Source organism: Roseomonas sp. 18066 (assembly GCF_902706185.1).
Lineage (GTDB): Bacteria > Pseudomonadota > Alphaproteobacteria > Acetobacterales > Acetobacteraceae > Pseudoroseomonas.
In genome coordinates this window covers 18,650-44,725 of record NZ_CACSJM010000032.1, presented here as the reverse complement: position 1 = coordinate 44,725, position 26,076 = coordinate 18,650, and the positions used below count along the sequence as shown (strand labels likewise).

At 71.9% G+C, this 26,076-nt stretch carries 19 protein-coding genes; 7 read left to right on the top strand and 12 right to left on the bottom strand.

Going from position 1 to position 26,076, the window contains the following annotated elements; all coding sequences use genetic code 11:
* Positions 1–22: 22 nt before the first annotated feature.
* The 12 genes from iolC to GVN67_RS09095 form a co-directional block, all read right to left on the bottom strand.
* Positions 23–1,969 (bottom strand): bifunctional 5-dehydro-2-deoxygluconokinase/5-dehydro-2-deoxyphosphogluconate aldolase, encoded by a 1,947-nt coding sequence (iolC, locus tag GVN67_RS09150; protein WP_159995027.1) that lies wholly within the window; start codon positions 1,967–1,969, stop codon positions 23–25.
* 105 nt (positions 1,970–2,074) lie between these two features.
* A complete protein-coding gene (locus tag GVN67_RS09145; RefSeq protein WP_159995025.1) occupies positions 2,075–2,923 on the bottom strand; it encodes a MurR/RpiR family transcriptional regulator in 849 nt (282 codons plus the stop codon).
* Between the two features lie 52 nt (positions 2,924–2,975).
* Positions 2,976–4,052, bottom strand: a complete 1,077-nt coding sequence (locus GVN67_RS09140; protein ID WP_159995022.1) for an ABC transporter ATP-binding protein — start codon at positions 4,050–4,052, stop codon at positions 2,976–2,978.
* Positions 4,046–4,897, bottom strand: coding sequence for an ABC transporter permease (locus GVN67_RS09135; protein WP_159995020.1), 852 nt, complete (start codon positions 4,895–4,897; stop codon positions 4,046–4,048). Before GVN67_RS09135 ends, GVN67_RS09140 begins: the two co-directional genes overlap by 7 nt.
* Positions 4,894–5,826, bottom strand: a complete 933-nt coding sequence (locus GVN67_RS09130) for an ABC transporter permease (protein ID WP_159995018.1) — start codon at positions 5,824–5,826, stop codon at positions 4,894–4,896. The genes GVN67_RS09135 and GVN67_RS09130 overlap by 4 nt, the downstream gene beginning before the upstream one ends.
* A 16-nt stretch (positions 5,827–5,842) precedes the next feature.
* Positions 5,843–6,946 (bottom strand): ABC transporter substrate-binding protein, encoded by a 1,104-nt coding sequence (locus GVN67_RS09125; RefSeq protein WP_159995016.1) that lies wholly within the window; start codon positions 6,944–6,946, stop codon positions 5,843–5,845.
* A gap of 71 nt (positions 6,947–7,017) precedes the next feature.
* Entirely contained in the window at positions 7,018–9,075 is a 2,058-nt protein-coding gene (gene tkt, locus GVN67_RS09120; RefSeq protein ID WP_159995014.1) for a transketolase, read from the bottom strand.
* 154 nt (positions 9,076–9,229) lie between these two features.
* Positions 9,230–11,701 carry a glycogen/starch/alpha-glucan phosphorylase gene (locus GVN67_RS09115; protein ID WP_159995012.1) on the bottom strand — a complete coding sequence of 824 codons (2,472 nt, stop codon included), beginning with the start codon at positions 11,699–11,701 and terminating at the stop codon, positions 9,230–9,232.
* A gap of 24 nt (positions 11,702–11,725) precedes the next feature.
* Positions 11,726–13,162 (bottom strand): glycogen synthase GlgA, encoded by a 1,437-nt coding sequence (glgA, locus tag GVN67_RS09110; RefSeq protein WP_159995010.1) that lies wholly within the window; start codon positions 13,160–13,162, stop codon positions 11,726–11,728.
* A 13-nt stretch (positions 13,163–13,175) separates the two neighbouring features.
* Positions 13,176–14,426, bottom strand: a complete 1,251-nt coding sequence (glgC, locus tag GVN67_RS09105; protein ID WP_235035200.1) for a glucose-1-phosphate adenylyltransferase — start codon at positions 14,424–14,426, stop codon at positions 13,176–13,178.
* 221 nt (positions 14,427–14,647) lie between these two features.
* Positions 14,648–15,985 (bottom strand): MFS transporter, encoded by a 1,338-nt coding sequence (locus GVN67_RS09100; protein ID WP_235035199.1) that lies wholly within the window; start codon positions 15,983–15,985, stop codon positions 14,648–14,650.
* A gap of 58 nt (positions 15,986–16,043) precedes the next feature.
* Positions 16,044–16,463 carry a MarR family winged helix-turn-helix transcriptional regulator gene (locus GVN67_RS09095; protein ID WP_159995006.1) on the bottom strand — a complete coding sequence of 140 codons (420 nt, stop codon included), beginning with the start codon at positions 16,461–16,463 and terminating at the stop codon, positions 16,044–16,046.
* Positions 16,464–16,557: 94 nt separating this feature from the next.
* Between GVN67_RS09095 and GVN67_RS09090 the strand changes: the two genes are divergently transcribed.
* The 7 genes from GVN67_RS09090 (at position 16,558) to GVN67_RS09060 (ending at position 26,032) form a co-directional block, all read left to right on the top strand.
* Complete coding sequence (locus GVN67_RS09090; protein WP_159995004.1) at positions 16,558–18,018, top strand: DUF4403 family protein; 1,461 nt, start codon at positions 16,558–16,560, stop codon at positions 18,016–18,018.
* 192 nt (positions 18,019–18,210) lie between these two features.
* Positions 18,211–18,297, top strand: coding sequence for a K(+)-transporting ATPase subunit F (kdpF, locus tag GVN67_RS30545; protein ID WP_159995031.1), 87 nt, complete (start codon positions 18,211–18,213; stop codon positions 18,295–18,297).
* A 2-nt stretch (positions 18,298–18,299) separates the two neighbouring features.
* The gene (gene kdpA / locus GVN67_RS09080; protein WP_159995002.1) at positions 18,300–19,997 is read left to right on the top strand and encodes a potassium-transporting ATPase subunit KdpA; all 1,698 of its coding nucleotides are present in this window, start codon (positions 18,300–18,302) and stop codon (positions 19,995–19,997) included.
* A gap of 3 nt (positions 19,998–20,000) precedes the next feature.
* Positions 20,001–22,037, top strand: a complete 2,037-nt coding sequence (gene kdpB / locus GVN67_RS09075) for a potassium-transporting ATPase subunit KdpB (protein WP_159995000.1) — start codon at positions 20,001–20,003, stop codon at positions 22,035–22,037.
* Positions 22,038–22,041: 4 nt separating this feature from the next.
* The gene (kdpC, locus tag GVN67_RS09070) at positions 22,042–22,608 is read left to right on the top strand and encodes a potassium-transporting ATPase subunit KdpC (RefSeq protein WP_159994998.1); all 567 of its coding nucleotides are present in this window, start codon (positions 22,042–22,044) and stop codon (positions 22,606–22,608) included.
* 50 nt (positions 22,609–22,658) lie between these two features.
* Positions 22,659–25,355 carry a sensor histidine kinase KdpD gene (locus GVN67_RS09065; RefSeq protein WP_159994996.1) on the top strand — a complete coding sequence of 899 codons (2,697 nt, stop codon included), beginning with the start codon at positions 22,659–22,661 and terminating at the stop codon, positions 25,353–25,355.
* On the top strand, positions 25,352–26,032 hold the full coding sequence (locus GVN67_RS09060) for a response regulator (RefSeq protein WP_159994994.1): 681 nt from the start codon (positions 25,352–25,354) through the stop codon (positions 26,030–26,032). The genes GVN67_RS09065 and GVN67_RS09060 overlap by 4 nt, the downstream gene beginning before the upstream one ends.
* The last annotated feature ends 44 nt before the right edge of the window (positions 26,033–26,076 follow it).

Genomic DNA, 26,076 nt, shown 5'->3' with positions numbered 1-26,076 from the left:
GGCATCGGGCGGTCTCCCGGGATCAACGGGCCAGTGGGGGGGCCAAAGTGGAGGCCGGGGCGCGGCGCGCTTCCCAGGCCTCGGTCAGGGCGGCGAAGCGCTCGGCCATCACCGTCTCGGCGGTGGCGTCGTCGATGCGGCCCGCCAGCCAGGCGCGCGCCGGCTCCGCGAAGATGCTGCGGCCGACGGCGAAGCCGCGCACCCGCGGGGCGGCGATGCTGGACTCGAAGGCGGCGACGAGCTCAGGCAGCGGCGCGTCGAGCCCGAGCATGACGATGCCGCGGCAATGCGGATCGTTGTCGGCAATGACGCGGTCGATGGCGGCCCAGGCGCGCGCATCGGCCTGCGGCTCCAGCTTCCACCAGTCGGGGCGGAGGCCGAGGCCGTAGAGATGCGCCAGCACCCCCGCGATGGTGCCGCTGTCCAGCGGACCATGCGGCCCGGCGATGATTTCGATCAGCAGCTCGCGGCCCAAACGGCGGCAGGCGTCGAAGACGCGGAGCAATTCGCGTTCCTGCTTCGCGCGCAGCTCGGCCGGGTCGGCCGGGTGCCAGAAGCACAGCGCCTTGACCGTGTGCTCCAGCGGCCATTCGACGAGGGAAGACCCCAGGTCGCCGCCGCCCTCGAAATCCAGCGGGCGGGAGCCGGGCTCCTCCACCGGGCGGCCAATCCAGAGGCCCTGGCGCGAGGCCTCGAACAGCGCCTCCCGCCCATAGCGGCCGTCGAGCAGCATGCCGAAGCCCGGCCGCCCCTTGGCCACCCGCGCCGCGGCGCGCACCGCCAGCAGCTTGAATTCGCCGATCTTCTGCGGCGCCTCGGCGGCGGGGATGCCGGCCTCGGCGGCCATGGCGGCCAGCTGCGGCCGGTGGTCGATGGCCAGCGCCATCAGCGTGTCCGGCTGCGGCCGCCGCGTGGTCGACCAATGCAGCGCCGACAGCGCGTCGTCATGCCGCAGCGCCGGCGTGGTGACGCCGCGCTCGAGGAAGAAAGCGAGCTCTTCCCAGGTGGCGTATTCCGGGGCGCAGAGCAGGCGCGACACGGCGATGGCGCCACAGGCATTGGCGAAGGCGCAGGCGCGCTGCAGGGGCTCGCCACGCAGCCAGCCGCGCAGGAAGCCGGCCATGAAAGCGTCGCCGGCGCCGAGGACATTATAGACCTCGACCGGGAAGCCGGGGCCGGCGATGCCGTCCTCCAGCCGCGCCGGGATGGCGTCCGGGAAGACCAGGCAGCCCATCGGGCCGCGCTTGCAGACCAGCAGGGCCTTGCTGACGGCGCGGATATTCTTCAGCGCCTGCAGCGTGTCCTCGGACCCGCCGGCGATATGCAGCTCTTCCTCGGTGCCGACGATCAGGTCGCAATCGGGCAGCAGCGGCGCCAGGCTCTCGGTGACGGAATCGGCCCGGATATAGCGGCTCTCGCCCGCATCATGCCCGGCGACGCCCCAGAGGTTCGGGCGGTAGTCGATGTCGAAGGCGACGCGGCGACCGTTCTCGCGGGCGATGCGCATCGCCTTGCGCTGGGCGGCGGCGGTATTGGCGCGGGCGAAATGCGTGCCGGTGACGACGATGCATTCGGCCGAGGCGATGAAGGCCGGGTCGATATCGGCTTCGTCCAGCGCGGCATCGGCGCAGTCGGTGCGGTAGAAAATCAGCGGGAAGGACGCGGAATCGCGCACGCCCAGCACGGCCAGCGCGGTCAGCCGCTGCGGGTCGGTGCGGATGCCCTGCGTGTCCACGCCTTCGCGCGCCGCCTGCTCGCGGATGAAGCGGCCGAAGGCTTCGTCGCCGACGCGGGTGACCAGCCCGGCGCGCAGCCCAAGGCGTGACGCGCCGATGGCGATATTGGCCGGGCAACCGCCGACCGCCTTGGCGAAGCTCGCCATATCCTCGAGCCGGCCACCGATCTGCTGGCCATAGAGGTCGACCGAGGCGCGGCCGATGGTGATGAGATCCAGCGTCGCTGCCGGCATCCTGGCGATATCCCCTCCAACAAACGGCCCGGTTCTGCGCCGGGCCTCGATGCCGGATGGAATTCTTTTTTCCTTATCCGGTCAAGGATGGAATTTTAATTCCATTCACGCTGTCGCGCGGTGCCGTGCCTCGGCGGTGCCCACCGCCAGCGTCATGGCGAGCGCGAAGGTGCCGGCCAGGGAGCGGAAGCCGGCATGGTCGGCCTCGGCCACCTCCAGCCAGGCGCTGGCCGAGGCCGCCAGCGGCGAGAAGGGCGTGTCGGTCAAGGCGACCACGCCATGCCCCCGCGCGGCGGCCGCCGCCACCAGCTCCAGCGTCGCCGGGGCATAGGGGGAGAAGCTGACGGCGAGCAGCACATCGCCCGGGGCCATCAGCGCCACCTGCTCCGGCGCCAGCCCGCCGGCCTGGTCGATCAGGTGGCAGCGGATTTCCAGCTTGCGCAGCGCATAGGCGAGGTAGGCGGCGACCGGGAAGGCGCGGCGGCTGCCCAGCAGGTGGATGGTGGGCGCTGCCGCCAGCAGCCCGGTGGCGCGGTCCAGCGCGCTGGCATCGAGGGTTTCCGACAGCCGTTCCAGCGAATGCATCGCCGCGCCGGTGAAGCCGCGCAGCAGCGCCGCCGGGCCGTCGCCGCCTTCCTCGCTGCGCAGATGCTCCAGCCGCTCGCGGTAATCCGGCCAGCGGTCGCGGGCATGCGCGCGGAACACCGCCTGCAGCTCGCTGAAGCCGGAATAGCCCAGGCTCTGGGCGAAGCGCACCAGGGCCGAGGGCTGCACCCCCGCCTGCTGCGCGATGGCGCCAATGGTGGCGAAGGCGAATTCCTGTGGATGCGACAGCGCATAGTCGGCCGCCTGCGACAGCCGCTTCGGCAGCGCCTCGCGGCTTTGCAGGATCAGCGCCCGCAACGCGGTCAGCGTCGCGGGCGGGGCGGCGGAATCGGGGGCGTCTCCGGTCATGGCCCCCTTTCTAGCCGCTCTCGCCGCCGGCCGGCGCGGTTTTCCGGCCGCGTCAGGCCGGGAGGGCATGGCCGCATTCGGCCGGCCAGTGGCAGGTGACCCGGCTGCCCAGCGGCAGGACCGGCTCGCCGGCCGGGGCCGCGACCTTCAGCACCAGGTCGCCGGCGACCTTGACCTCGTAGCGGGTGGCAGCCCCCAGGAAGGCCGCCAGCTGGATGGTGCCATCGAGCTGCGGCCCCTCCCCCGGCAGGCCACCGAAAGGCCTCAGCCGGATCAGCTCCGGCCGCAGCGCCAGCTGCACTGCCTGGCCTGGCGTGGCGCGCCCGGCCTGGGCCGGCAGCGGCCCGGCCGCGGTCTGGACCACGGCGCGGCCATCGGCGCCCGCCTGCAGCCGGCCGGGCAGCAGGTTGTTGACGCCGACGAAATCGGCGACGAAGAGCGAGGCCGGCGCGCCATAGATCTCGGTGGGCGAGCCGATCTGCTCGACATGCCCCTTGTTCATCACCACGATCCGGTCGGAGACGGCCATCGCCTCCTCCTGGTCATGGGTGACGAAGACGGTGGTGATGCCAAGCTGCTTCTGCAGCGCGCGCAGCTCGAAGCGGATGCGCTCGCGCAGCTTGGCGTCCAGGTTGGACAGCGGCTCGTCCATCAGCAGCAGCGCCGGGCGGATGGCGATGGCGCGCGCGATGGCCACCCGCTGCTGCTGCCCGCCGGAGAGCTGCTTCGGATGCCGGTCGGCGAAGGCGTCGAGCCCGACCATCTCCAGCACCGCATCGACCCGCGAGCGGATCTCCGCCGCCGGCAGCTTCCGCAGCTTCAGCCCATAGGCGATGTTCGCCCGCACCGTCATATGCGGGAACAGCGCATAGGACTGGAAGACGAAGCCGCAGTCGCGCAGGTTCGGTGGCAGGTGGGTGATGTCGCGGCCGTTCAGCAGGATTTTCCCGCGGTCGGGGGCGCCGAAGCCGCCCACCATGCGCAGCAGCGTCGTCTTGCCGCAGCCCGACGGGCCGAGGAAGGTCATGAACTCCCCCGGCTGGACATCGAGGGAGATCTCTTCCAGCACCGTGTTGGCGCCGAAGGACTTGCTGACGCCCTGGATCGAAAGGGGGGATGCAGTTACCACCAGCGCAGCCTCCGGACGGCGATTTCGAGAATGACGATGACCGCCACGGCGAAGACATTGGTGGCCATGGCGACGGCGGCGCCGAGGCGGGTCGAGCCGCTCTCGAAGGCCTGGTAGATGGCGATCGGCATGGTGCTGATCTCCGGCGTGGTCAGCAGCAGGGTGATCTCGAAATCCGAGATCGAGCGGGCGAAGACCAGGGCCACGCCGGTCAGCACCGAGGGCATGATCACCGGCAGCACCGTGGTGACGAAGGCCCGCAGCGGGCCCGCGCCCAGGCTGCGCGCCGCGTCCTCGACCGAGACATCGACCCGCTGCAGGGCGGCGATGATCGGCTGGATCATGAAGGGCAGCGAGACCACCGCATGGCCCAGCACGATGGCGACCCAGGGGCTGGTGCCCGATAGCGGCCCCTGCTTGAAGATCTGCATCAGGCCGAAGGCGAGGACGATCGGCGGGAAGACCAGCGGCAGGTTCACCAGCTCGGCCAGCAGGCCGCGGCCGGGGAAGCGCAGCCGCACCAGCGCATAGGCCACCGGCAGCCCGACCAGGAAGCAGACCACCACCGTCGGCAGCGCGATGCGCATGCTGTCGGCGACCGAGCGCAGGATGGCCGGGCCGGATTCGCGGTACAGCTCGAAGCTGATATTGGCCGGGAAGATGCCCCAGACCAGGTCGAAGCGGTCATTGACCGACAGCGACAGCAGCGTGATGGGCGGCAGCAGGATGAACAGCAGCAGCCCGATGGTGGTCGCCGGGAACAGCCAGCGGAACGGCGGCAGCAGGCTGCGCGGCGGCCGCGGATCGCGCGGGCTGTCCGCCAGGGACGGAGCGAGGCTTGTCACAGGATCTCCCCCTGCAGCCGGTCGCGGAAGGCGCGGCGCACGATGGCCAGGTAGACGGCGCGGCCCAGCAGCGTGATCGCCGCCAGCACCACCGCGAAGGCGCAGATCTGCGCCATGCTGCCCGAGATGCCGAGCGACTGGATGCGGCTGAAGATTTCCAGCGGCAGCACGACGATGCCCTTGGCGCCGCCGCCCAGCACCAGCGCCGCCACATAGGCGACCATGGTGCGGATGAAGATGAAGACCCAGACCGCCGCGAGCCCCGGTGCTGCCAGCGGCAGCACGACGGACAGAAAAGTCTCGCGGAAGGTGGCGCCGAGCGAGGAGGACGCCTCCTCCAGCGCCGGCTCGATCATCTCGAACAGCGAGGCCATCATCCGCACCGCCAGCGTCGAGAACAGCGCCAGGTCGCCCAGCACGATGGCCATGAAGGTGCCGTTGAATTCCAGCGGCGCGTCGATCAGCTCCAGCTGCTGGAACAGGATGTGGTTGACCGGCCCGGTCGGCGCCATGAACCACAGGATGGCGAAGATGATGGTCACCGCCGGCGCCAGCGACGGATAGGTGACGATGGCCGCGATGGTCGGCGCCAGCCGCGGGCGGCGGGCCATGTAGTAGCCGGTGCCGATGCCGATCAGCGTCAGCAGCGTCGCCACCACCGCCGAGATCGCCAGCGTCACCAGGATGACCCGCTGGTTGTGCGGCTCGGTCAGGATGGCGACGTAATGCGCCGTCGTCGGCTGCAGCCCGGCGATGCCGTCGGCCCCGCCCAGGAAGGGCAGGCCGAAGCTCGTCGAGGCGGAGAAGCTTTTCAGCGCGATGGACAGGAAGGGCGCGACCAGCAGCCCCAGCAGCATCAGGGTGAAGGGCGCGGCCAGCAGCCAGGCCAGCCAGGTTTCGCGCCGGATCAGGGGTTGTGATGGTGGCATCGGTCGCGCCCCCCGCTCAGCCGCGGCGGCGGAGGATCTCGGCCTCCCAGGTCTGCACGTAGCGGTCCATCTTGCCGGCCCAGGCGACCCAGTCGGTCTTCATCGTGTGCTTCTGCACGTCCGCCCAGGAATTCAGCCCGACCTTGCTGGCATTGTTCAGCTCGAGGATCTTGTCGGACATCGGATGCGGGTAGTTGGCCGGGTTGTTGCTCGGGTTCAGCCCGATATCCATCATCACCTTGGCGTAGCGCGCCGAGCTGATCAGGTTCAGCACCTTCAGCGCCCCCGTCCGCGCCGGCGCCGACTTCAGCAGCGCGATCGAGACCGGCAGCACGCCGAGGCCGACCTCAGGCTGGGTGATCGGGAAGCCGCTGACCGAGGCCTTGTCGATCTGCGTGCTGATATAGACATTCGCCAGGTTCATGAAGGTGATCCAGGCGTCGCCCCGCTGCAGCCCGATCCGGTTGTCGATCCAGCGCGCATTGTAGGTCTTCACATTGGCATCGATCCGGCGGCAGTAGTCGATCCAGCCATCCTCGCCATAGAGCTCGACGACGATCGGGATCCAGACCGGGAAGCCGCGCGGGTCGGACCAGCTCAGCCGGTTCTTCCAGCGCGGATCGGCGAAGACCTCCCAGGTCAGCGGCGTGGTGAAGCTGCTGGCGCGGACGAAATTGGTGTTGAAGGCGGCGACGCCCCAATTGGTGCGGAACACCTCCAGGGTGAACTCGCCGCGCGCGAAGCCATCCAGCTCCTGCGCCAGCGGCAGGTCGTCATAGGGCAGCCGCTCCAGCAGCCCGTCCAGCGCCAGCCGCTCCGGGAAAGGGCTGTCGCCATAGAACAGGTCGGTGCTGAAGCTGCGGCTCTCCGCCTCGGTCTTGATCTTGGCGAAGGCCGGCGCATAGCCCAGCGGGTCGAAGCGCACCTCGACCTCGCCCTTGGTCTCCTCGCGAATCATCGCGGACCATTCCTGCCACAGCTTCACATGCAGGCCAGGAACACCCAGGACATTGACCACCTGGGCCGCATTGGCGCGCCGTCCGAGAAACGGCGTCGCCAGGCTCGCCCCGCCAGCCGCCTGCAACAGGCGACGACGAGGCAGGATAAAGCTGCTTTCCATGATTCCGTTTTCCTTCCCCGAGACAAAAAGTAAGGCTGGGGGGAGGTATCCCCCCAGGCCCCCTTCTATTTTTATTCTTTGAGAGCGGCCTGGACGGTGGCCGCCACGGCGTCTGCCGTGATGCCGAAATGCTCGTACAATTCGGCAGGGGCGGCGCTGGCGCCGAAACCATGCATGCCGACGAAGCGGCCACGCCGGCCGATGATCGCATCCCAGCCCTGGCGGATCGCCGCCTCCACCGCCACCTTCACCGGGGCGCGGCCAATCACCGCCTCGATGTAAGCCTCGTCCTGCTCGAAGAACAATTCGAAGCACGGCACCGAGACCACGCGCACCGGCACGCCGGCCGCCTGCAGCGTGTCGCGCGCGGCCAGCGCGATGCTCACCTCGGAACCGCTGGCGAACAGCGTCGCCGCCGCCTCGCCATCGGCGGCCGCGATCTCATAGGCGCCGCGGTAGGACAGATTCTCCACCTCCGCATGGCGGCGCAGCGCCGGCACCTCCTGGCGGCACAGCGCCAGCACGCTGGGGCGCTCGCGCTCGGCCATGGCGATCTGCCAGCATTCGGCGGTCTCGATCGGATCGGCCGGCCGCAGCAGAAGAAGGTTAGGGATCGCCCGCAGCGCCGCCAGATGCTCGACCGGCTGGTGCGTCGGGCCGTCCTCGCCGAGGCCGATGCTGTCATGCGTCATCACATGGATGGCGCCGACCCCCATCAGCGCGGCCAGCCGCAGCGCCGGCCGGCAATAATCGGAAAACGCCAGGAAGGTGCCGCTGGCGGGAATGATGCCGCCATGCAGCACCATGCCGTTCATCGCCGCCGCCATGGCATGCTCGCGGATGCCCCAATAGACATAGCGGCCGGCGAAATCGCCCTCGGCAATCGGGCCGAAGCCCTCGATCTTGGTGAAGTTCGCCGAGGTCAGGTCGGCCGAGCCCGTCACCAGCTCCGGCACCGCCGGCATCAGCGCTTCCAGCACCGCCTCGGAGGCCTTGCGCGTCGCCAGCTTCGGCGCCTGCTCGGCGAAGCGCTGCTTGATCGCCAGGATCGCGGCATCCAGCCCGGCCGGGCGGCCGGCGGCCAGCGAGGCCTCGAACTCGGCGCGCTGCGCCGAGGCTTCCAGCCGCTTCTGCCAGCCAGGATGCGGCGCCCGCGCGCGCGCGGCGGCGGCGTCCCAGGCGGCGCGGGCGTCGGCCGGGATCTCGAAGGGCCCGGCGGTCCAGCCGAGATGCGCGCGGACGCCCTCGACCTCCTTGGTGCCCAACGGCGAGGAATGCGCCGCCGGCGTCCCCTGCTTCACCGGCGCGCCATAGCCGATGACGGTGCGGCAGGCGACCAGGCTGGGCCGCGGATCGGCGATGGCCTGGGCGATGGCATCCGAGATCGCCTCCGGGTCATGCCCGTCGACGCGGATGGTGTGCCAGCCCGAGGCCTGGAACCGCGCGACCTGGTCCGTCGCATCGACCAGCGAGATCTTGCCGTCGATGGAAATGTCGTTGTCGTCGAACAGCACGATCAGCCGGCCGAGGCCGAGCCGCCCGGCCAGGGTCAGCGCCTCCTGGCTGACGCCCTCCATCAGGTCGCCGTCGGAGGCCAGCACCCAGGTGCGGTGGTCGGCCAGCGCCGCGCCGAAGCGCGCCGCCTGGATCCGCTCGGCCATGGCCATGCCGATGGCGGTGGCCAGGCCCTGGCCCAGCGGCCCGGTGGTGGTCTCGATGCCGGTGGCATGGCCGTATTCAGGATGGCCGGCGGCCGGGCTGCCCAGCTTGCGGAAGCGCTTCAGCGCCTCGATGGACATGTCCGCATGGCCCATCAGATGCAGCAGCGCATAGAGCAGCATCGAGCCATGGCCGGCCGACAGCACGAAGCGGTCGCGGTCGGGCCAGTGCGGCGCCTGGGAATCGGCCTTGATGAAGCGGCCGAACAGGGTCGCCGCCACATCGGCCATGCCCAGCGGCAGGCCCGGATGGCCGGACTGGGCGTGCTCGATGGCATCCATGCTGAGGGCGCGGATGGCATTGGCCATCAGCCGCAGCCGGCCGGCATCCGGCAAGGTGGAGGCAGTGGCCGCGCGCTGCGCGTCGGCGGCCTCCCGCGCCGCGCCGGGGGCGGGCATCAGGTCGGGCATGGCGTTTCCTCGGCTGGCGCGCCGCATCACTGCGCGGCGGCTTGTTCTGTGCCGGCATGGAAACACATTGCTGCAGATCGGTCAAAACGGAATTTTTGTTCCAAATGGCGGAAAGGGGGGGGGTCCGCTGGCCCCCCCGCCCCGTGGCCGGGCCTCAGCGGGCCGGCAGGGTCCAGATCTCCTCGGCATATTCGCGGATGGTGCGGTCGGAGGAGAACCAGGCGACATTGGCCGTGTTCAGCACGGCGCTGCGCCACCAGTCGTCCGGCTGCCGCCAGCGCTCGGCCACCTGGCGCTGGCTGCGCTGGTAGCTGTCGAAATCGGCGGTGACCAGGAAGCTGTCATGGCCGAGCAGCCCCTCGACCAGGCCGCGATAGCGGTCGGGCTCCTCCGGCGAGAAGACGCCGCCCACCAGCGACTCCAGCACGCCCTGCAGCTCCGGCGAGGCGGCGACGGCGGCGCGCGCATCGAACCCGTCCCGCCGCATCGCCCCGGCGGCATCCGCCTTGAGGCCAAAGATAAAAATATTTTCGAGGCCGACGCGCTCGCTGATCTCGACATTGGCGCCGTCCAGCGTGCCGATGGTCAGCGCGCCGTTCAGCGCGAACTTCATGTTGCCGGTGCCCGAGGCCTCGAGGCCGGCGGTGGAGATCTGCTCCGACAGGTCGGCGGCGGGGATGATGCTCTCGGCCAGCGTCACGTTGTAGTTGGGCAGGAAGGCCACCTTCAGCAGCCCGTGCAGCGTCGGGTCGCTGTTGACCACGCGGGCCACGTCATTGGCCAGGCGGATGATCAGCTTGGCCTGGTGGTAGCTCGGCGCCGCCTTGCCCGCGAAGATCTTTACCCGCGGCGTCCAGCGGCTCATGGGTTGCGCCCGCATCGCGTTGTACAGCGCGATGGTGTGCAGGATGTTCAGCAGCTGCCGCTTGTATTCGTGGATCCGCTTGATCTGCACGTCGAAGATGGCGGCGGGGTCGATGGCGACGCCGATGCGGGCGCGCACGACATCGGCCAGGCGGCGCTTGGCGGCCAGGCGCTGCGCCGCGAAGGCCTGGCGGAACGCCGCGTCGTTGGCCAGCGGCGCCAGCTCCGCCAGGTGCTCCGGGTCGTCGAGGAAGCGCGGGCCGATGCTGTCGGCGATCAGCCGGGTCAGGCCGGGATTGGCCCGCATCAGCCAGCGGCGGAAGGTGATGCCGTTGGTCTTGTTGGTGATGCGGCCCGGGCAGGCGCGGTCGAGCTCGGCGAAGACGGTGGTCTTCATCAGCCCGGTATGCAGCGCGCTGACGCCGTTCACCTTGTGCGAGCCGACGAAGGCCAGGTGCCCCATGCGGACGCGGCGCCCGGCATGCTCGTTGATGATCGAGATGGCGGCCAGCATGCCGTCATCCGCCCCCGCCTTGCGCCCGGCCTCCAGGTGCTGGGCGTTGATCAGGTAGATGATCTGCATGTTGCGCGGCAGCAGCCGCTCCATCAGCGCGACCGGCCAGCTTTCCAGCGCCTCCGGCATCAGCGTGTGGTTGGTGTAGGAGAAGGTGGCCAGGCCGATGCGCCAGGCCTCCTCCCATTCCAGCCCGTGCACGTCGATCAGCAGCCGCATCAGCTCGGCGACGCCGATGGCGGGGTGGGTGTCGTTCAGCTGGACCGCGTTCTTCTCGGCCAGCGTCGACACATCGCCATGCAGCCGCTTGTGCCGCCGGATCATGTCCTGCAGCGAGGCGGAGGCGAAGAAGTATTCCTGCCGCAGCCGCAGCTCCTGCCCGGCCGGGCTTTCGTCGCCGGGATAGAGCACGCGGGAGATCGCCTCGGCCCGCACCCGGTTCAGCTGCGCGCCGATATGGTCGCCGCTGTTGAAGGCGTCGAGCTGCAGCGGGTCGGTGGCGCGCGCCGACCACAGCCGCAGCGTGTTGACCCACTTGCCGCCCCAGCCGACGACCGGGGTGTCATAGGCGATGGCGCGCACCACCTCGCCCGGGTGCCAGACCACGCCGCCCTCGGCGCGCGGCGCCACATGGCCGCCGAAGCCGACGTCGCAGACGATATTGGCGCGCTCGAATTCCCAGGGGTTGCCCAGGCTCAGCCAATCCTCCGGCACCTCGCGCTGGCGCCCCTCCTGGATCAGCTGGCGGAACAGCCCGTGCTCGTAGCGGATGCCGTAGCCGAAGGCCGGGATCGACAGGCTGGCCATGCTGTCCATGAAGCAGGCCGCCAGCCGCCCGAGGCCGCCATTGCCCAGCGCCGCATCCGGCTCCTGCGCATAGACCTCCTCCAGGTCGACGCCGAGGTCAGCCAGCGCCTCCCGCATCGTCTCGGTCAGGCCGAGATTGCCCAGCGCGTCGGACAGCAGCCGGCCGATCAGGAACTCCATCGACAGGTAGCAGACCTGGCGATGGTGCTCGGCGGCGGACTGGTCGTTGGCGGCGCGCCAGCGGTCGGTGATGCGGTCACGCACCGCCAGCGTCGCCGCCAGGAACCAGTCGCGCGGGCTGGCGCGCTCGTCGCGGCCGCCGACCTGATAGATCAGCTTGTCCAGGATCGCCGCGCGCAACGCCGCCACCTCGGGCGAGACGGCAGGGTTTTCCTCCCCCGGCGTCGGAAAGCTGTCCCGGATCGGGCTGTCGTCGGTCATGCGGCGGGATCCCTTCTGCCGTGGTCAGGCGACGGCGCGATACAGCGCCGCATAGTGGCGGGCCGGGCGGCGCCAGCTGACATCGGCTTGCATGCCGTTGCGCTGCAGCTGCTGCCAGGCCGGGCGATCCTGCCATAGCTGCGCCAGCCGCCCCAGCGCCGCCTCGAGCGGCGCGCGGGCGGCGGCGGTGAATTGCAGCCCGGTGCCGACGCCGGCGGCCAGCGCCATCTCATTGGCATCGATGATGGTATCGGCCAGGCCGCCGACGCGGGCGACCACCGGCACCGCCCCGTAACGCAGGGCGCAAAGCTGCGTGAGGCCGCAGGGCTCGAAGCGGGAGGGCACCAGCAGCGCGTCGCTGCCGCCCTGCACCAGATGCGCCAGCGCCTCGTCATAGCCGCGATGCAGCCCGACCTGGCCGGGATGCGCAGCGGCGGCGGCGGCGAAGCCTTCCTCCAGCGCGCGGTCGCCGCTGCCCAGAACGGCCAGCTGCATGCCGTGGCCGAGCAGCGCCGGCAGCGCCTCCAGCACCGCATCCATGCCCTTCTGCCAGGACAGCCGGCTGACGATGCCGAGCAGCGGCGCCAGCGGCCTCTCCGCCAGGCCCATCCGGGCGCGCAGCGCGGCCCGGCTGGCCTCGCGCGCCGGCAGGTTCTTCTCCGAATAGGGTGCCGGCAGCGCGGGATCGGCGGCCGGGTCCCAGACCCCCGTGTCGATGCCGTTCAGGATGCCGGACAGGTCGGCGGCGCGCGTCCGCAGCAGCCCGCCCAGGCCCATGCCGCCCTCCTCGGTGCGGATCTCCGCGGCATAGGAGGGCGAGACGGTGGTGATGCGGTCGGCGAAATGCAGCCCGGCCTTGAGGAAGCCGATGCCGCCGAAATACTCGACCCCGTCGATCGCCCAGGCATGCGGCGGCAGGCGCAGCGCGGAGAGCAGCTCCGGCGCGCATTGCCCCTGGAAGGCCAGGTTGTGCACGGTCATCACCGTGCCCGGCCGGCTGGCCTCGGCATAGTGCAGATAGGCGGGCGCCAGGCCGGCCTGCCAGTCATGCGCATGCACGACATCCGGGCGGAAGCCGGAAAGGCGCCCGAGGCCGAGCTCGGCGGCGACCCAGCCAAGGGCAGCGAAGCGCTGCGGATTGTCGCCCCAGTCGCCCTGCGGCCCCGAATAGGGATTGCCCGGCCGGGCATAGAGATGCGGCGCGTCGATGACGAACAGGTCGAGCCCGGCGGCGCGCGCCGCCAGCAGCCGCCCTGCCCCGCCGAACAGGTCGTCCCAGCGCAGCACCACCTCCGCCTGCTCGAGCTTCTCCAGCACCGCCGGATAGCCGGGCAGCAGGGAATGGACAGCGATCCCCTCGGTGGCCAGCGCCCCGGGCAGGGCGCCGGCCACGTCGGCCAGCCCCCCGGTCTTGATCAGCGGATAGAGCTCGGAGGCGACCGAGAGGACGGTGAAGGTCATGGGCAGGCGGAACTCACGCGGTGAGGGCGTCGATCATCGGCTGGGTGATCAGCGTAACGCCCCCTGCGGTGCGGCGGAAGCGGCGGGCATCGGCCTCCGGATCCTCGCCCACCACCAGGCCTTCCGGCAGCCGCACGCCGCTGTCGACCACGGCCCGCGTCAGCCGCACATGGCGGTTCACCGTGACCCCGGGCAGCAGCACGCTGCCATCGAGGGTGCAGTAGGAATGCACCCGCACATTGGTCGAGAGCACCGAGCGCGCGACATGCGAGCCGGAGACGATGCAGCCGCCGGAGACCAGGGAATCGACCGCCATGCCGCGGCGCTCGGCGTCGTCGAAGACGAACTTGGCCGGGGGGGCCAGCTCGCTATGGGTCCAGATCGGCCAGTCGCGGTCATAGAGGTCGAGTGGCGGGACGACGCCGCACAGGTCGATATTGGCCTGCCAATAGGCGTCGACCGTGCCGACGTCGCGCCAGTAGGAGGAGGCCTCCTCGCCGGTGGTGACGCAGCTGTCGGTGAAGCGATGCGCCTGGGCGCGGCCGTTGCGGACGATATGGGGCACCAGGTCGGAGCCGAAGTCGTGGCTGGAATGCGGGTCGGCGGCGTCGCGCCGCAGCTGCTCGGCCAGGAAGCTGGTGGAGAAGACATAGATGCCCATGCTGGCCAGCGCCATCTCGGGCTTGTCGGGCATGCCCGGCGGGTCGGCCGGCTTCTCCAGGAAGGAGACGATCCGGTCCTCGCCGTCGACCTGCATCACGCCGAAGGCGGTGGCCTCCTCGCGCGGCACCTCGATGCAGCCCACGGTCACATCGGCGCCCGAGGCCTCGTGCTGCTGCAGCATGACCTCGTAGTCCATCTTGTAGACATGGTCGCCGGCCAGCACGATCATGTAGCGCACGCCATAGGCCTCGATGATGTCGAGGTTCTGGTAGACGGCGTCCGCCGTGCCGGAATACCAGCCGCTGCCCTCGACCCGCTGGCTGGCGGGCAGGATGTCGAAGCTCTCGTTGCGCTCGGCGCGCATGAAGTTCCAGCCGCGCTGCAGGTGGCGGATCAGGCTGTGCGCCTTGTACTGGGTGGCGACGCCGATGCGGCGGATGCCCGAATTCAGCGCATTCGACAGCGCGAAGTCGATGATGCGGGACTTGGCGCCGAAGAAGACGGCGGGCTTCACCCGGCGCTCGGTCAGCTCCATCAGCCGGGTGCCACGGCCCCCGGCCAGGACATAGGCCATGGCGTGCCGCGACAGCGGCGCAGGCATCTGCGGCTTCATCATGCGGCGTCTTCGGTGTTCATTGGCGTCTGGCTCCCCCGATCCCTCGGCCATGGCATGGCAGCCCGGTCAGGATAGGCCCATGCCGATGCCCGGCGACAGGCAGACGGCGCAGAATGTCAAAAGTTTCCGCCACGCTGTCGCTTTTCACGCTTTCCCACCCCGGCCTGACATCGGGGCGTCACGCCGGGGCGGCAGGATCGGCCGCTTCAGGCCGTGACCGGAGCTGGGGCCGGAGCAGGCGCCGGAGCCGGAGCCGGGTCCGGGCCGGCGAGCGGCTTCGGCGCCGGGCGGCTGAGCGACAGCACCATCAGCGCGGCCAGCAGGCAGAAGCCGCCGGCCACGAACAGCGCCGGCAGGTAGGTGTCGAAGGCGCTGCGGACGCCGCCGGCGGCGAAGGCGGCGGTGGCCGCCCCCAGCTGGTGGCCGGCGAAGATCCAGCCGAAGACCAGCCCGGCGCGCTCGGCGCCGAAGCGCTCGGCGGCCAGGCGCACGGTCGGCGGCACGGTCGCCACCCAGTCCAGCCCGTAGAAGACGGCGAAGAAGCCCAGCGCCACCAGGTTGAACTCGGTGAAGGGCAGATAGAGCAGCGACAGCCCGCGCAGCGCATAGAACCAGAACAGCAGCCAGCGATTGTCGTAGCGGTCGGCGAGCCAGCCGGAGGCCACGGTGCCGACCAGGTCGAACAGCCCGATCACCGCCAGCATGCCGGCGGCGCCGACCGGCGCCACGCCGAAATCGCCGCAGAGCGAAACCCAATGCGTCTGGATCAACCCATTGGTGCTGAGGCCGCAGATGAAGAAGCTGCCGAACAGCACCCAGAAGGCCCGGCTGCGCGAGGCCTCCTTCAGCGCCAGCAGCGGCGAGGTGAGCAGCGCGAGCAAGCCGCCCTTGGGCTTCGCCGGCAGCACCACCGCGGTCCCGCCCAGCGGCGCCAGGCCGAGCTCGGCCGGGTGGTCGCGCATCAGCAGCGTGACCAAAGCAAGCGCCAGCAGCAGCATGGCGATGACGAAGCCCAGCGCCGTGCGCCAGCCGATCGCCTCGGTCAGCGCCGCCAGCAGCGGCAGGAAAACCAGCTGGCCGGTGGCGTTGCTGGCGGTCATCAGCCCGACCACCAGCCCACGGCGATGCACGAACCAGCGGGTGGCCACCGTCGCCCCCAGCACCAGGGCGGTCATGCCGGTGCCCAGCCCCACCACCCCGCCCCAGAGCAGCAGCAATTGCCAGTGCTGGGTCATCAGGGTGGAGGCCGCCAGCCCGCCGACGATCATCAGCAGCGCCACGGTGACCACCCGGCGCAGGCCGAAATGGTTCATGCAGGCGGCGGCGAAAGGCCCCATCAGCCCGAACAGCACCAGCCGCAGCGCCATGGCCGAGGAGACCTCGGCATTGCTCCAGCCGAACTCCGCCTGCAGCGGCGCCAGCAGCACCCCGGCCGAGCCCATGGCGCCGGCGGTGGCCAGCATGGTGACGAAGGTCGCCGCCACCACCGCCCAGCCATAATAGATCTTCCGGTCGTTCAGCCAGCGGGCCAGGACTGCCTGCATCTCCGTCATCCCCATGAAGCGGGCATATACCCGCATTTCCGCGCGAAAAATCCGTTGGTCAAAAATCCTCGGCGAGCCGGGCAATGGCGGCCAGGCCCTCGGCGCCCAGCCGGCCCTCGATCTCGGCCTGCGCCGCATCCCAGAGCGGCGCCGCCTGCTCCAGCAGCGCCAGCCCGGCCGGCGACAGCGCCAGCAGCGCCTCGCGCTGGTCGGCGCCCGTGCGGCCCTCGACCAGCCCCATCTTCTCCAGCACCCGGGCATTGCGGCCGATGGTGGAGCGGTCGAGCTCCGCCAGCCGCCCGAGCTCGGTCAGCGACAGCGGCCCGTGCCGCCGCACCCGCCGCAGCAGGCTGAGCTGGCCGATCGTGACGCCCACCGGCGCCAGGGCGGCGTCGTAGATGGCGCTGATCTTCCGCGCGGCGCCGCGCAGCGTGATGCAGTAGCAAGACGAACTGGGGGGAGAGGAGCTGGCCGGCATGACGCGGGTATATGCCCGGAACCCGACGTGGTGCAAGCGCGCTGGAAGAAAAGTGTGCAGCCTGATCGCGGCCGCGATGGCATAACCCGCGGCGATGAGAGGATGGAAAGCCTGGGCCAAGCTTGGCGGCGCCGCGGTGTCGCTGGCGCTGTGGGGCGCGGTGCTCTGGACCGGCCAGGCCTGGTACCAGGAGCGTGACGCCCGGCTGACCGCCGACCCGCCGCGCCGCGCCGCGCAGCTGACCCTGCCGCCGCGCGACAGCGAGGCGACCGTGCGGCTGCGCATCCCCTTCGCCGTGCTACAGCAGGCGGCCGAGCGCGACCTGCCGGCCGAATTCAGCCAGAGCGGCGAGGGCGATGGCACGCGCTATCGCTTCACGCTGCGCCGCACCGCGCCGATCCGCTTCCGCGCGGTGGACGGGCAGCTGCGGGCGACGACCAGCCTGCAGGTCAATGGCCAGGCCGGGCTGACCGGGGGCGTCGCCAGCCTGCTCGGGCTGGACGCCAAGAATTTCGACGCCGCCGCCGATATCGAGGCGGAGATCCAGGCGACGCTGGATGCCGACTGGTGCCCGAAGGTCTCGGTCCGCATCGGCTACCAGTGGAGCAAGGCGCCGCGGCTCGAGATCATCGGCGGCGTCTGGGTCGGCATCGAGGAGAAGGTGCGCGCCCTGGTCGATGCCGCCCTGGTGAACCTGCCGCAGACCCTGAAGGAAAACATCCCCTGCGAGCGGCTGCGGGCGGCGGCGGCCGCGCAATGGCGCCGCCACGACATCCCCGTGCAGCTGCCCGCCGCCCCGCCGCTGCTGGTGCAGGTGGAGCCGCAGGCGCTCGGCAGCTCCGAGCTCGCGGTGGAGCCCGACCACCTGCGGCTGGTGCTCGCCCTGCAGGCGCGCACCGCGGTGACCGAGCGGGCGGCGGCGACGACCCCGCGGCAGATCTTCCTGCCGCCGCTGCGCGACGTGCCGAACCGCGACGGGCGCATCGCGCTGAACATCCCGATCCGCGCCGGCTACGACATGATCCGCGACTGGATGATGCGCGAATTCGGCAACCAGGATTTTTCCGTGCCCCTGGGCGGCATCACCGCGGTGTTCCGCATCCAGGCGCTGACCGTCTATCCGAGCGATCCGAACATCGCCCTGGCGGTGGAGTTCTCCGCAGCCCTGCCCGGCCGCGTGCTGAACACCACCGGCCGGATGATCTTCACGGCCAGGCCGGTGGTCGAGCAGCGCGGCAGCCAGGTGCGATTGACAGAGATCCAGTTCGCCCGCGACTTCGACAATCCGCTGTGGTCGCTGGCCACCGCCGCCTTCGAGGACCGCATCCGCGCGGCGCTGTCCGAAGTGGCCGTCTACGACCTGAAGGACATCATCGCCGGCGCCCAGGCGGAGCTGCGCCGCCGCCTGGCCGATCCGGCGGTGACCGGCCGGCTGCGGGTGACGCTGGCCCGCCCGGCGCTGCGGCTCGACCGCCTGGTGCTGGAGAATGACGCGCTGACCGTGCTGGGCACCGCCGAGGCCGGCCTCGAGGCCGAGGTCACCGCCCTGCCCTGAGGCCGCCGGCGATCTTTACGCGGCCCTTACACCCGCCCGCCGGCTTCCGCATGGCGCCCTGACGCGCGCCGGCGCCACCTTCCGCGACCGGAGGTGGCCCATCATGCCCGATCTTCTTCTGCTCCTGCTCGGTGGCGGCAGCTTCGCGCTGCTCGCCCTCTATGTCGTGGCCTGCGACAGGATCTGACGCCGATGCTCGATCTCATCCTGGGCGGCGCCGTCGCGGCGGGGCTGCTCGTCTATCTGGTGGCCGCGCTGCTGCGGCCTGAAAGCTTCTGACCATGACCTGGCAAGGCTGGGAACAGGTCGCGCTGGTGCTGCTGGCGGCGGTGCTGGCGGCAATCCCGCTCGGGCGGCTGATGCTGCCCATGGCGCGCGGCGACGGCGGCGCGCTCGCCGCCCTGGAACGCCCGCTCTTCGCCGCCTGCGGCATCGACCCGGCGCAGGCGCAGTCCTGGCGCGGCTATGCGCTGGCGATGCTCGCCTTCAATGCCGGCGGCTTCCTGCTGCTCTACGCGCTGCTGCGGCTGCAGGGCATGCTGCCGCTCAACCCGCAGGGCTTCGACGGGCTGCCGCCGGCGCTGGCCTTCAACACCGCCGTCTCCTTCGTCACCAACACCAACTGGCAGGCCTATTCGGGCGAGGCGGCGATGTCGCATCTCTCGCAGATGGCCGGCCTGGCGGTGCAGAATTTCCTGTCCGCCGCGACCGGCATCGCGCTGGCCTTCGCGGTGATGCGCGCCTTCGCCGGCGGCGGGCTGCGGCGGCTCGGGAATTTCTGGGTCGACGTGACGCGCGCCACGCTCTGGCTGCTGCTGCCGCTGTCGATCCTGCTGGGCCTGGGCTTCGTCGCCCTGGGCATTCCGCAGACCCTGGCCGGCAGCGTCGAGCTGACCACGCTGGAAGGCGCGCGCCAGACCATCCCGCTGGGCCCGGCCGCCTTCCAGGTCGCCATCAAGCACCTGGGCACCAATGGCGGCGGCTTCTTCGGCGCCAATTCGGCGCATCCGCTGGAGGGGCCGAACGCGCTGGCCACCGGCCTGCAGATCTGGGCGCAGATCGTCATCCCCTTCGCGCTCTGCCTGACCTTCGGCCATCTGGCCGGCGCGCCGCGCCAGGGGCGGGTGCTGCTCGGCGTCATGCTGGGCTTCCTCCTCGCCGGCACGGCGGTGGTCTATGCGGTCGAGGCCGGCGGCAACCCGCTGCATCTCGCCGCCGGCCTGGATCCGGCCCTCGGCAACATGGAGGGCAAGGAGCTCCGCTTCGGCCTGCCGCTGACGGCGCTGTTCACGGCGACCACCACCGGCGCCTCCTGCGGCGCGGTGAACGCCATGCTCGACAGCCTGATGCCCCTGGGCGGCATGGTTCCGCTGTTCCTGATCCAGCTCGGCGAGGTGCTGCCGGGCGGCGTCGGCTCGGGCCTCTACGGCATGCTGCTCTTCGCGCTGCTGGCGGTCTTCGTCGCCGGGCTGATGGTCGGGCGCACGCCGGAATATCTCGGCAAGAAGGTGCAGGCGCGCGAGGTCAAGCTGGCCATGCTGGCGGTGCTGGTGCTGCCGCTGGCCATCCTCGGCTTCACCGCGGTCAGCCTGGTGCTGCCGGCGGCCACCGCCTCGATCCAGGATGCCGGCCCGCACGGATTGACGGAGATGCTCTATGCCTTCTCCTCGGCCGCCGGCAACAACGGCTCGGCCTTCGGCGGGCTGACCGCCGACACTCCCTGGCTCGACGTCACGCTGGGCATCGCCATGCTGGCCGGGCGCTTCGCCTATGTCGTGCCGGTCATGGCCATCGCCGGCAGCCTGGCCGCCAAGCCGCGCCTGGCCGAGGGGCCCGGCACGCTGCCCACCGGCGGCCTGCTGTTCGGCGGCCTGCTGGCCGGCGTGATCCTGATCCTGGGCGGGCTGCAATTCCTGCCCGCCCTCGCCCTCGGCCCGCTGGCCGAGCATTTCTCCCTGCTGGCCGGAAAGACCTTCTGAGCGATGACCGCATCCCTGCAGGCCAGTCCTGCCCTGATGGACCGCGCGCTGCTGCAGCGCGCCGCCATCGACGCGCTGCGCAAGCTCGATCCGCGCACGTTGCTGCGCAACCCGGTCATCTTCGTCACCGAGGTCGTCTCGGTGCTGGTCACGCTGCTGGCGCTGCGTGACGCGGCGGCCGGCGCCCCCTGGGGCTTCCAGGCGGCGATCGCGGCCTGGCTGTGGCTGACCGTGCTGTTCGCCACCTTCGCCGAGGCCATCGCCGAGGGCCGCGGCCGGGCGCGGGCCTTGTCGCTGCGCGCCGCCCGCAGCGACACGCCGGCCAGGCTGCTGCGCTCGGCCGACAGCCGCGACTGGCAGCCGCGCCCGGCCGATGCGCTGCGCCCGGGCGACCTGATCCTGGTCGAGGCCGGCGACCTGGTCCCGGCCGATGGCGAGGTGGTGGCCGGCATCGCCAGCGTCAACGAGGCGGCGGTGACCGGCGAGAGCGCCCCCGTCATCCGCGAATCCGGCGGCGACCGCTCGGCGGTGACCGGCGGCACGCTGGTGGTCTCGGACAGCCTGGTGGTGCGCGTCACCGCGGGTCCCGGCAGCAGCTTCCTCGACCGCATGATCCGCATGGTCGAGGGCGCCGAGCGGCAGAAGACGCCGAACGAGATCGCGCTGAACATCCTGCTCGCCGGCATGACCATCATCTTCCTGATCGCGGTGGCCACGCTGGCGGGCTTCGCCAGCTGGGCCGGCACGCCGCCCTCGGTGACGGTGCTGGCAGCCCTGCTGGTCACGCTGATCCCGACCACCATCGGCGGGCTGCTCTCGGCGATCGGCATCGCCGGCATGGACCGGCTGCTGCGCTTCAACGTGCTGGCCACCTCCGGCCGCGCGGTGGAGGCGGCGGGCGACGTCGATGTCCTGCTGCTCGACAAGACCGGCACCATCACGCTCGGCAACCGCCAGGCGGCCGCCTTCATCCCGGCGCCGGGCGTCTCCGCCGCCAGCCTCGCCGAGGCCGCCATGCTGGCCTCGCTCGCCGACGAGACGCCGGAGGGCCGCAGCGTGCTGGCCTTCGCCAGCGCGCAGCACGGCATCCTGCCGCCCGCCCTGCCCGACGGCGCGGCGGTGGTGCCCTTCACCGCGCAGACCCGGCTGTCCGGCATCGACCTGCCGCAGGGCCGCTTCCGCAAGGGGGCGGTGGAGGCGCTGGTCGCCACGCTGGGCACCACGCTGGCGCCTGAGCTGCAGGAGGCGGTGGAGCGCATCGCCCGCGGCGGCGGCACGCCGCTGGCGGTCTCCCGCGACGGCCAGATCCTCGGCGCCATCGCGCTGCAGGACATCGTCAAGCCCGGCGTGCAGCAGCGTTTCGCCGCGCTGCGCCAGATGGGCATCCGCACCGTCATGGTCACCGGCGACAACCGGCTGACCGCGGCCGCCATCGCCGCCGAGGCCGGCGTCGACGACATGATCGCCGAGGCCCGGCCGCAGGACAAGCTGGACTACATCCGCCGCGCCCAGGCCGAGGGCCGGCTGGTCGCCATGTGCGGCGACGGCACCAACGACGCGCCGGCCCTGGCCCAGGCCGATGTCGGCATGGCGATGCAGACCGGCACCCAGGCGGCGCGCGAGGCCGGCAACATGGTCGACCTGGACAGCGACCCGACCAAGCTGATCGAGGTGGTGGGCATCGGCAAGCAGCTGCTGATCACCCGCGGCGCGCTGACCACCTTCTCGATCGCCAACGACGTCGCCAAGTACTTCGCGATCCTGCCGGCGATCTTCGTGGCGCAGTATCCGGCGCTGGACGCGCTGAACGTCATGCGCCTGGCCAGCCCGGAAAGCGCCATCCTGTCCGCCGTCATCTTCAACGCCGTGGTCATCGTGGCGCTGGTGCCGCTGGCGCTGCGCGGGGTCGGCGCCAGCCGCGGCGGCGCCGCCGCGCTGCTGCGCCGCAACCTTCTCGTCTATGGCCTGGGCGGGCTGGTGGTGCCCTTCCTCGGCATCAAGCTGATCGACCTGCTTCTGCAGACCCTGGGGATCTTCTGACGCCATGACCGCGATCATCCGCCCTGCCTTGTCGCTGCTGGCGGGCTTCACCCTGCTGCTGGGCGTCGCCGTGCCGCTGGCCTTCACCGGCGTCGCGCAGCTGCTGATGCCGGGCGCCGCCAATGGCTCCCTGGTGCTGCGCGAGGGCCGGCCGGTCGGCTCGGCGCTGGTCGGCCAGGCCTTCACCGGCCAGGAATGGTTCCAGCCGCGGCCCTCGGCGACGCTGGCCGATGGCGAGGCCGCCGCCTACAACGCCATGGCCGGCGCCGCCTCCAATCTCGGCCCCTCCAGCGCCGCGCTGCTGCAGGCCATCGAGGGCCGCGTCGCCGGGCTCGGCGGCGGCCCGGTGCCGGCCGATGCGGCGACCGCCTCCGCCTCCGGCCTCGACCCGCATGTCTCGCCGGAGAACGCGGCGCGGCAGGTGGCCCGCATCGCCGCGGCGCGCGGCCTGCCGGCCCCGCGCGTCGCCGCCCTGGTGGCCGAGATGACCGAGGGCCGCGAGCTGGGCATCTTCGGCGCGCCCAGGGTCAATGTCCTGGCGCTGAACCTGCGGCTGGCCGCGCTGCGGTGAGGCGACCGCTGCCGGCGGGGCCATATCCGCGCTAGGATGCGGCCCTGACCATGCCCGACCGTCCTGACGACCGTCCCGATCCCGACGCCCTGCTGCGCCATGCCCGGCGCGAGGGGCGCGGCCGGCTGAAGGTCTTCCTCGGCGCCGCCCCCGGCGTCGGCAAGAGCTTCGAGATGCTGGCCCAGGCGCGCCGCCTGGCGGCCGCCGGCACCGATATCGTGGTCGGGCTGATCGAGACGCATGGCCGGGCCGAGACCGAGGCGCAGCGCGGCGCGCTGGCGGAGATCCCGCGCCGCGCCATCGCCTATCGCGGCCAGGTGCTGGCGGAATTCGACCTCGACGCCGCGCTCGCCCGCCGCCCGGCGATCCTGGTGCTGGACGAGCTGGCGCATTCCAACGCCCCCGGCAGCCGCCACCCGAAGCGCTGGCAGGACGTGGAGGAGCTCCGCGCCGCCGGCATCGAGGTCTGGACCGCGCTGAACATCCAGCACCTGGAGAGCCTGGGCGAGGTGGTCGCCCGCATCACCGGCATCCGCGTCGCCGAGCGGGTGCCGGATGCCGTGCTGGAAGGCGCCGACAGCATCGAGCTGGTCGACCTGCCGGCGGCCGAGCTGCGCGAGCGGCTGCGCCAGGGCCGCATCTACCGCCCGGCCCAGGTCGAGCAGGCGCTGCGCGGCTTCTTCCGCGAGGGCAACCTCGCCGCGCTGCGCGAGCTGGCGCTGCGCCGCACCGCCGAGCGCGTCGATGCCGATCTGGCCGACTACATGCGCGCCAAGGCGATCGAGGGGCCCTGGCCGGTGGCCGACCGGGTGCTGGCGCTGCTGGCCGGCGACGGCAGCGCGGCGACCGTGCTGCAGCATGCGCGCCGGCTGGCCGATGCGCTGCGCGCGCCGCTCTCCGCGCTGCATGTCGAGCATCCCGGCAGCCCGCCCTTGCCCGAGGAGGCGCTGCGGCTGGCCGAGGCGCTCGGCGCCCGGGTCGAGCTGCTGGCGCAGGACGACCTGGCCGCGGCCATCCTGGCCCGGGCGCGGGCGCTGAACGTCACCCATCTGGTCGCCGGACGGCCGCCGCTGCAGGGCTTCCTGCGCCGGCTGCGCGGGCGGCGGCTGGCGGCGGTGCTGCTGCGCCGGGGCGGCGACTTTCATCTGCACTGGGTCGCCTCGCCGCTGCCCCGCCCCCCGGCTGGGCCCCTGGCCGGCCGAACCCCCGCCGAAGCCCGGCTGCTGCCGCGCTGGGCCGGCTGGCTGGCCCTGCCGCTGCTGGCCGGCGGCGCCACCCTGCTGGCCTTCAGCCTGCAGGGCGAGCTGCCGGAGGCGGCGCTGGGCATGCTCTACCTGCCCGTGGTGGTGGCGCTGGCCGCCTGGTTCGGGCCGCTGCAGGGGGCCGCCGGCGCCCTGCTGTCCTTCATCCTGTGGAACTTCCTGTTCCTCGAGCCGCGCTACACCCTGACCCTGGCTTCGGGGCAGGAGGTGGTCGGCGCCGCGGTCTTCGGCCTGGTCTCGCTGCTGCTCAGCGGCACCACCGGGCGGCTCGGGCGCTCGGTGCGGCGCGGCCGGGCGCGGCTGACGCAGCTGCGTCGGCTGATGGATTTCGCCCGCCGCCTGGCCGCCGCCGAGCGCGTGGCCGAGCTGCTCGACACCGTGGCGGAGGAGGCCCGCCGCCTGGTCGACGGCCCGGTCTGCCTGCTGCTGCCGCTGCACGAGGACCCGACCGGGCTGCTGCCGGTCCCGCCCGGCGCGCCGCCCGACCTGGTGCTGCGCGTCGCCCTGCCGGCCGAGGCCGAGCCGGACGAGGCGGCGCTGGCCGCCGCCCGCTGGGCGCTGCAACGCGGCCGCCCGGCCGGGCGCGACACCGACACCCTGCCCAATGCCGGCTGGCAGTTCCGCCCGCTGCGCACCCCGCGCGGCGTGCTGGCGCTGCTCGGCCTGCAGGTCCCCCGGCTGGAGGCGGAGCGCGAGGCGACGCTGGACGCCATGCTCGACCAGGCCGGGCTGGCGCTGGAGCGGCTGCAGCTGCTGGAACACTCCGCCCGCAGCGCGGCGCGGGCCGAGACCGAGCAGCTGCGCTCCACCCTGCTGGCCTCGGTCGGCCACGACCTGCGCACGCCGCTGACCAGCGTGCGCGGCGCACTGGAGACGCTGCGGCTGTCCGGCGACCGGCTGTCGCCGGCCACCCGCGACGACCTGCTGCGCGCCGCCGAGGAGGAGAGCGAGCGCCTCTCGCGCTATCTCAGCAACCTGCTCGACCTGGTGCGGCTGGAGGCCGGCCAGGTCACCGCCCGGCGCGAGACGGTCGAGGCCGCCGAGATCTTCGCCGCCGCCGCCGCCCGGCTGGGGCGGCAGCATGGGCGGCCGGTGGCGCTGGCGCTGCCGGCGGCGCCGCTGCTGCTGCGCTCCGATGCCAGCCTGCTGGAGCAGATCCTGTCGAACCTGCTGGACAATGCGCTGAAATTCTCCGGCCCGTCCGGCACGGTGCGCGCCTCGCTGCGCCGCGAGGGCGCCGAGGCGCTGTTCACCATCGAGGATGACGGCCCGGGCATTCCGGCCGAGGACCTGCCGCGCATCTTCGACCCCTTCTTCCGCGCCGCCCGCACCGACCGGGTTTCCGCCGGCACCGGCCTCGGCCTTGGCATCGCCCGCGGCCTGGCGCATGTGCTGGGGGGCCGGCTGGCGCCCGAGAGCCCCCGCTTCCGCGGCGCGGCCGGCGAGCAAGGCGGAACCCGCATGACCCTGCACCTGCCCGCATGACCGCGCCCCTGCCCAGCGTGCTGGTCGTCGACGACGAGCCGCAGATCCACCGCTTCCTGGCGCCGGCGCTGGAGATCGGCGGCTTCCGCGCGCTGCGCGCCGAGACCGGGCGCGAGGGGCTGCGCCTGGCCACCACCCAGGCGCCCGACGCCGTGCTGCTCGACCTCGGCCTGCCGGACATGGACGGCAAGGAGGTGCTGACCCGGCTGCGCGCGCTGTCGCAGGTGCCGGTCATCATCCTGTCCGCCCGCGACCGCGAGGGCGAGAAGGTGGCGGCGCTCGATGCCGGCGCCGACGACTATGTCGAGAAGCCCTTCAGCGTGGCCGAGCTGCTGGCGCGGCTGCGCGCCGCCATCCGCCGCTCGCTGCGCACGGAGGGGGAGCCGGTGGTCCGCTGCGGCGCGCTGGAGGTCGATCTGGAGCGGCGGCTGGCGCTGCTGGACGGCGCCGGCCTGACCCTGACCCCGCGCGAATGGGACCTGCTGGCGCTGCTGGCGCGCAATGCCGGCAAGGTGGTGACCCAGCGCGCGCTGCTGACCACCGTCTGGGGCCCGGCCCATGCCGAGGATTCGCAGTATCTGCGGGTCTATATCTCGCAGCTCCGGCAGAAGCTGGGGGAGGCGGCGGCGCTGCTGCAGACCGAGCCGGGGGTGGGCTACCGGCTGCTGCAGCCCTGATCCGGCAGGCCCGCTCTTCACGCTTCGCTCAGCACCCGCATGCT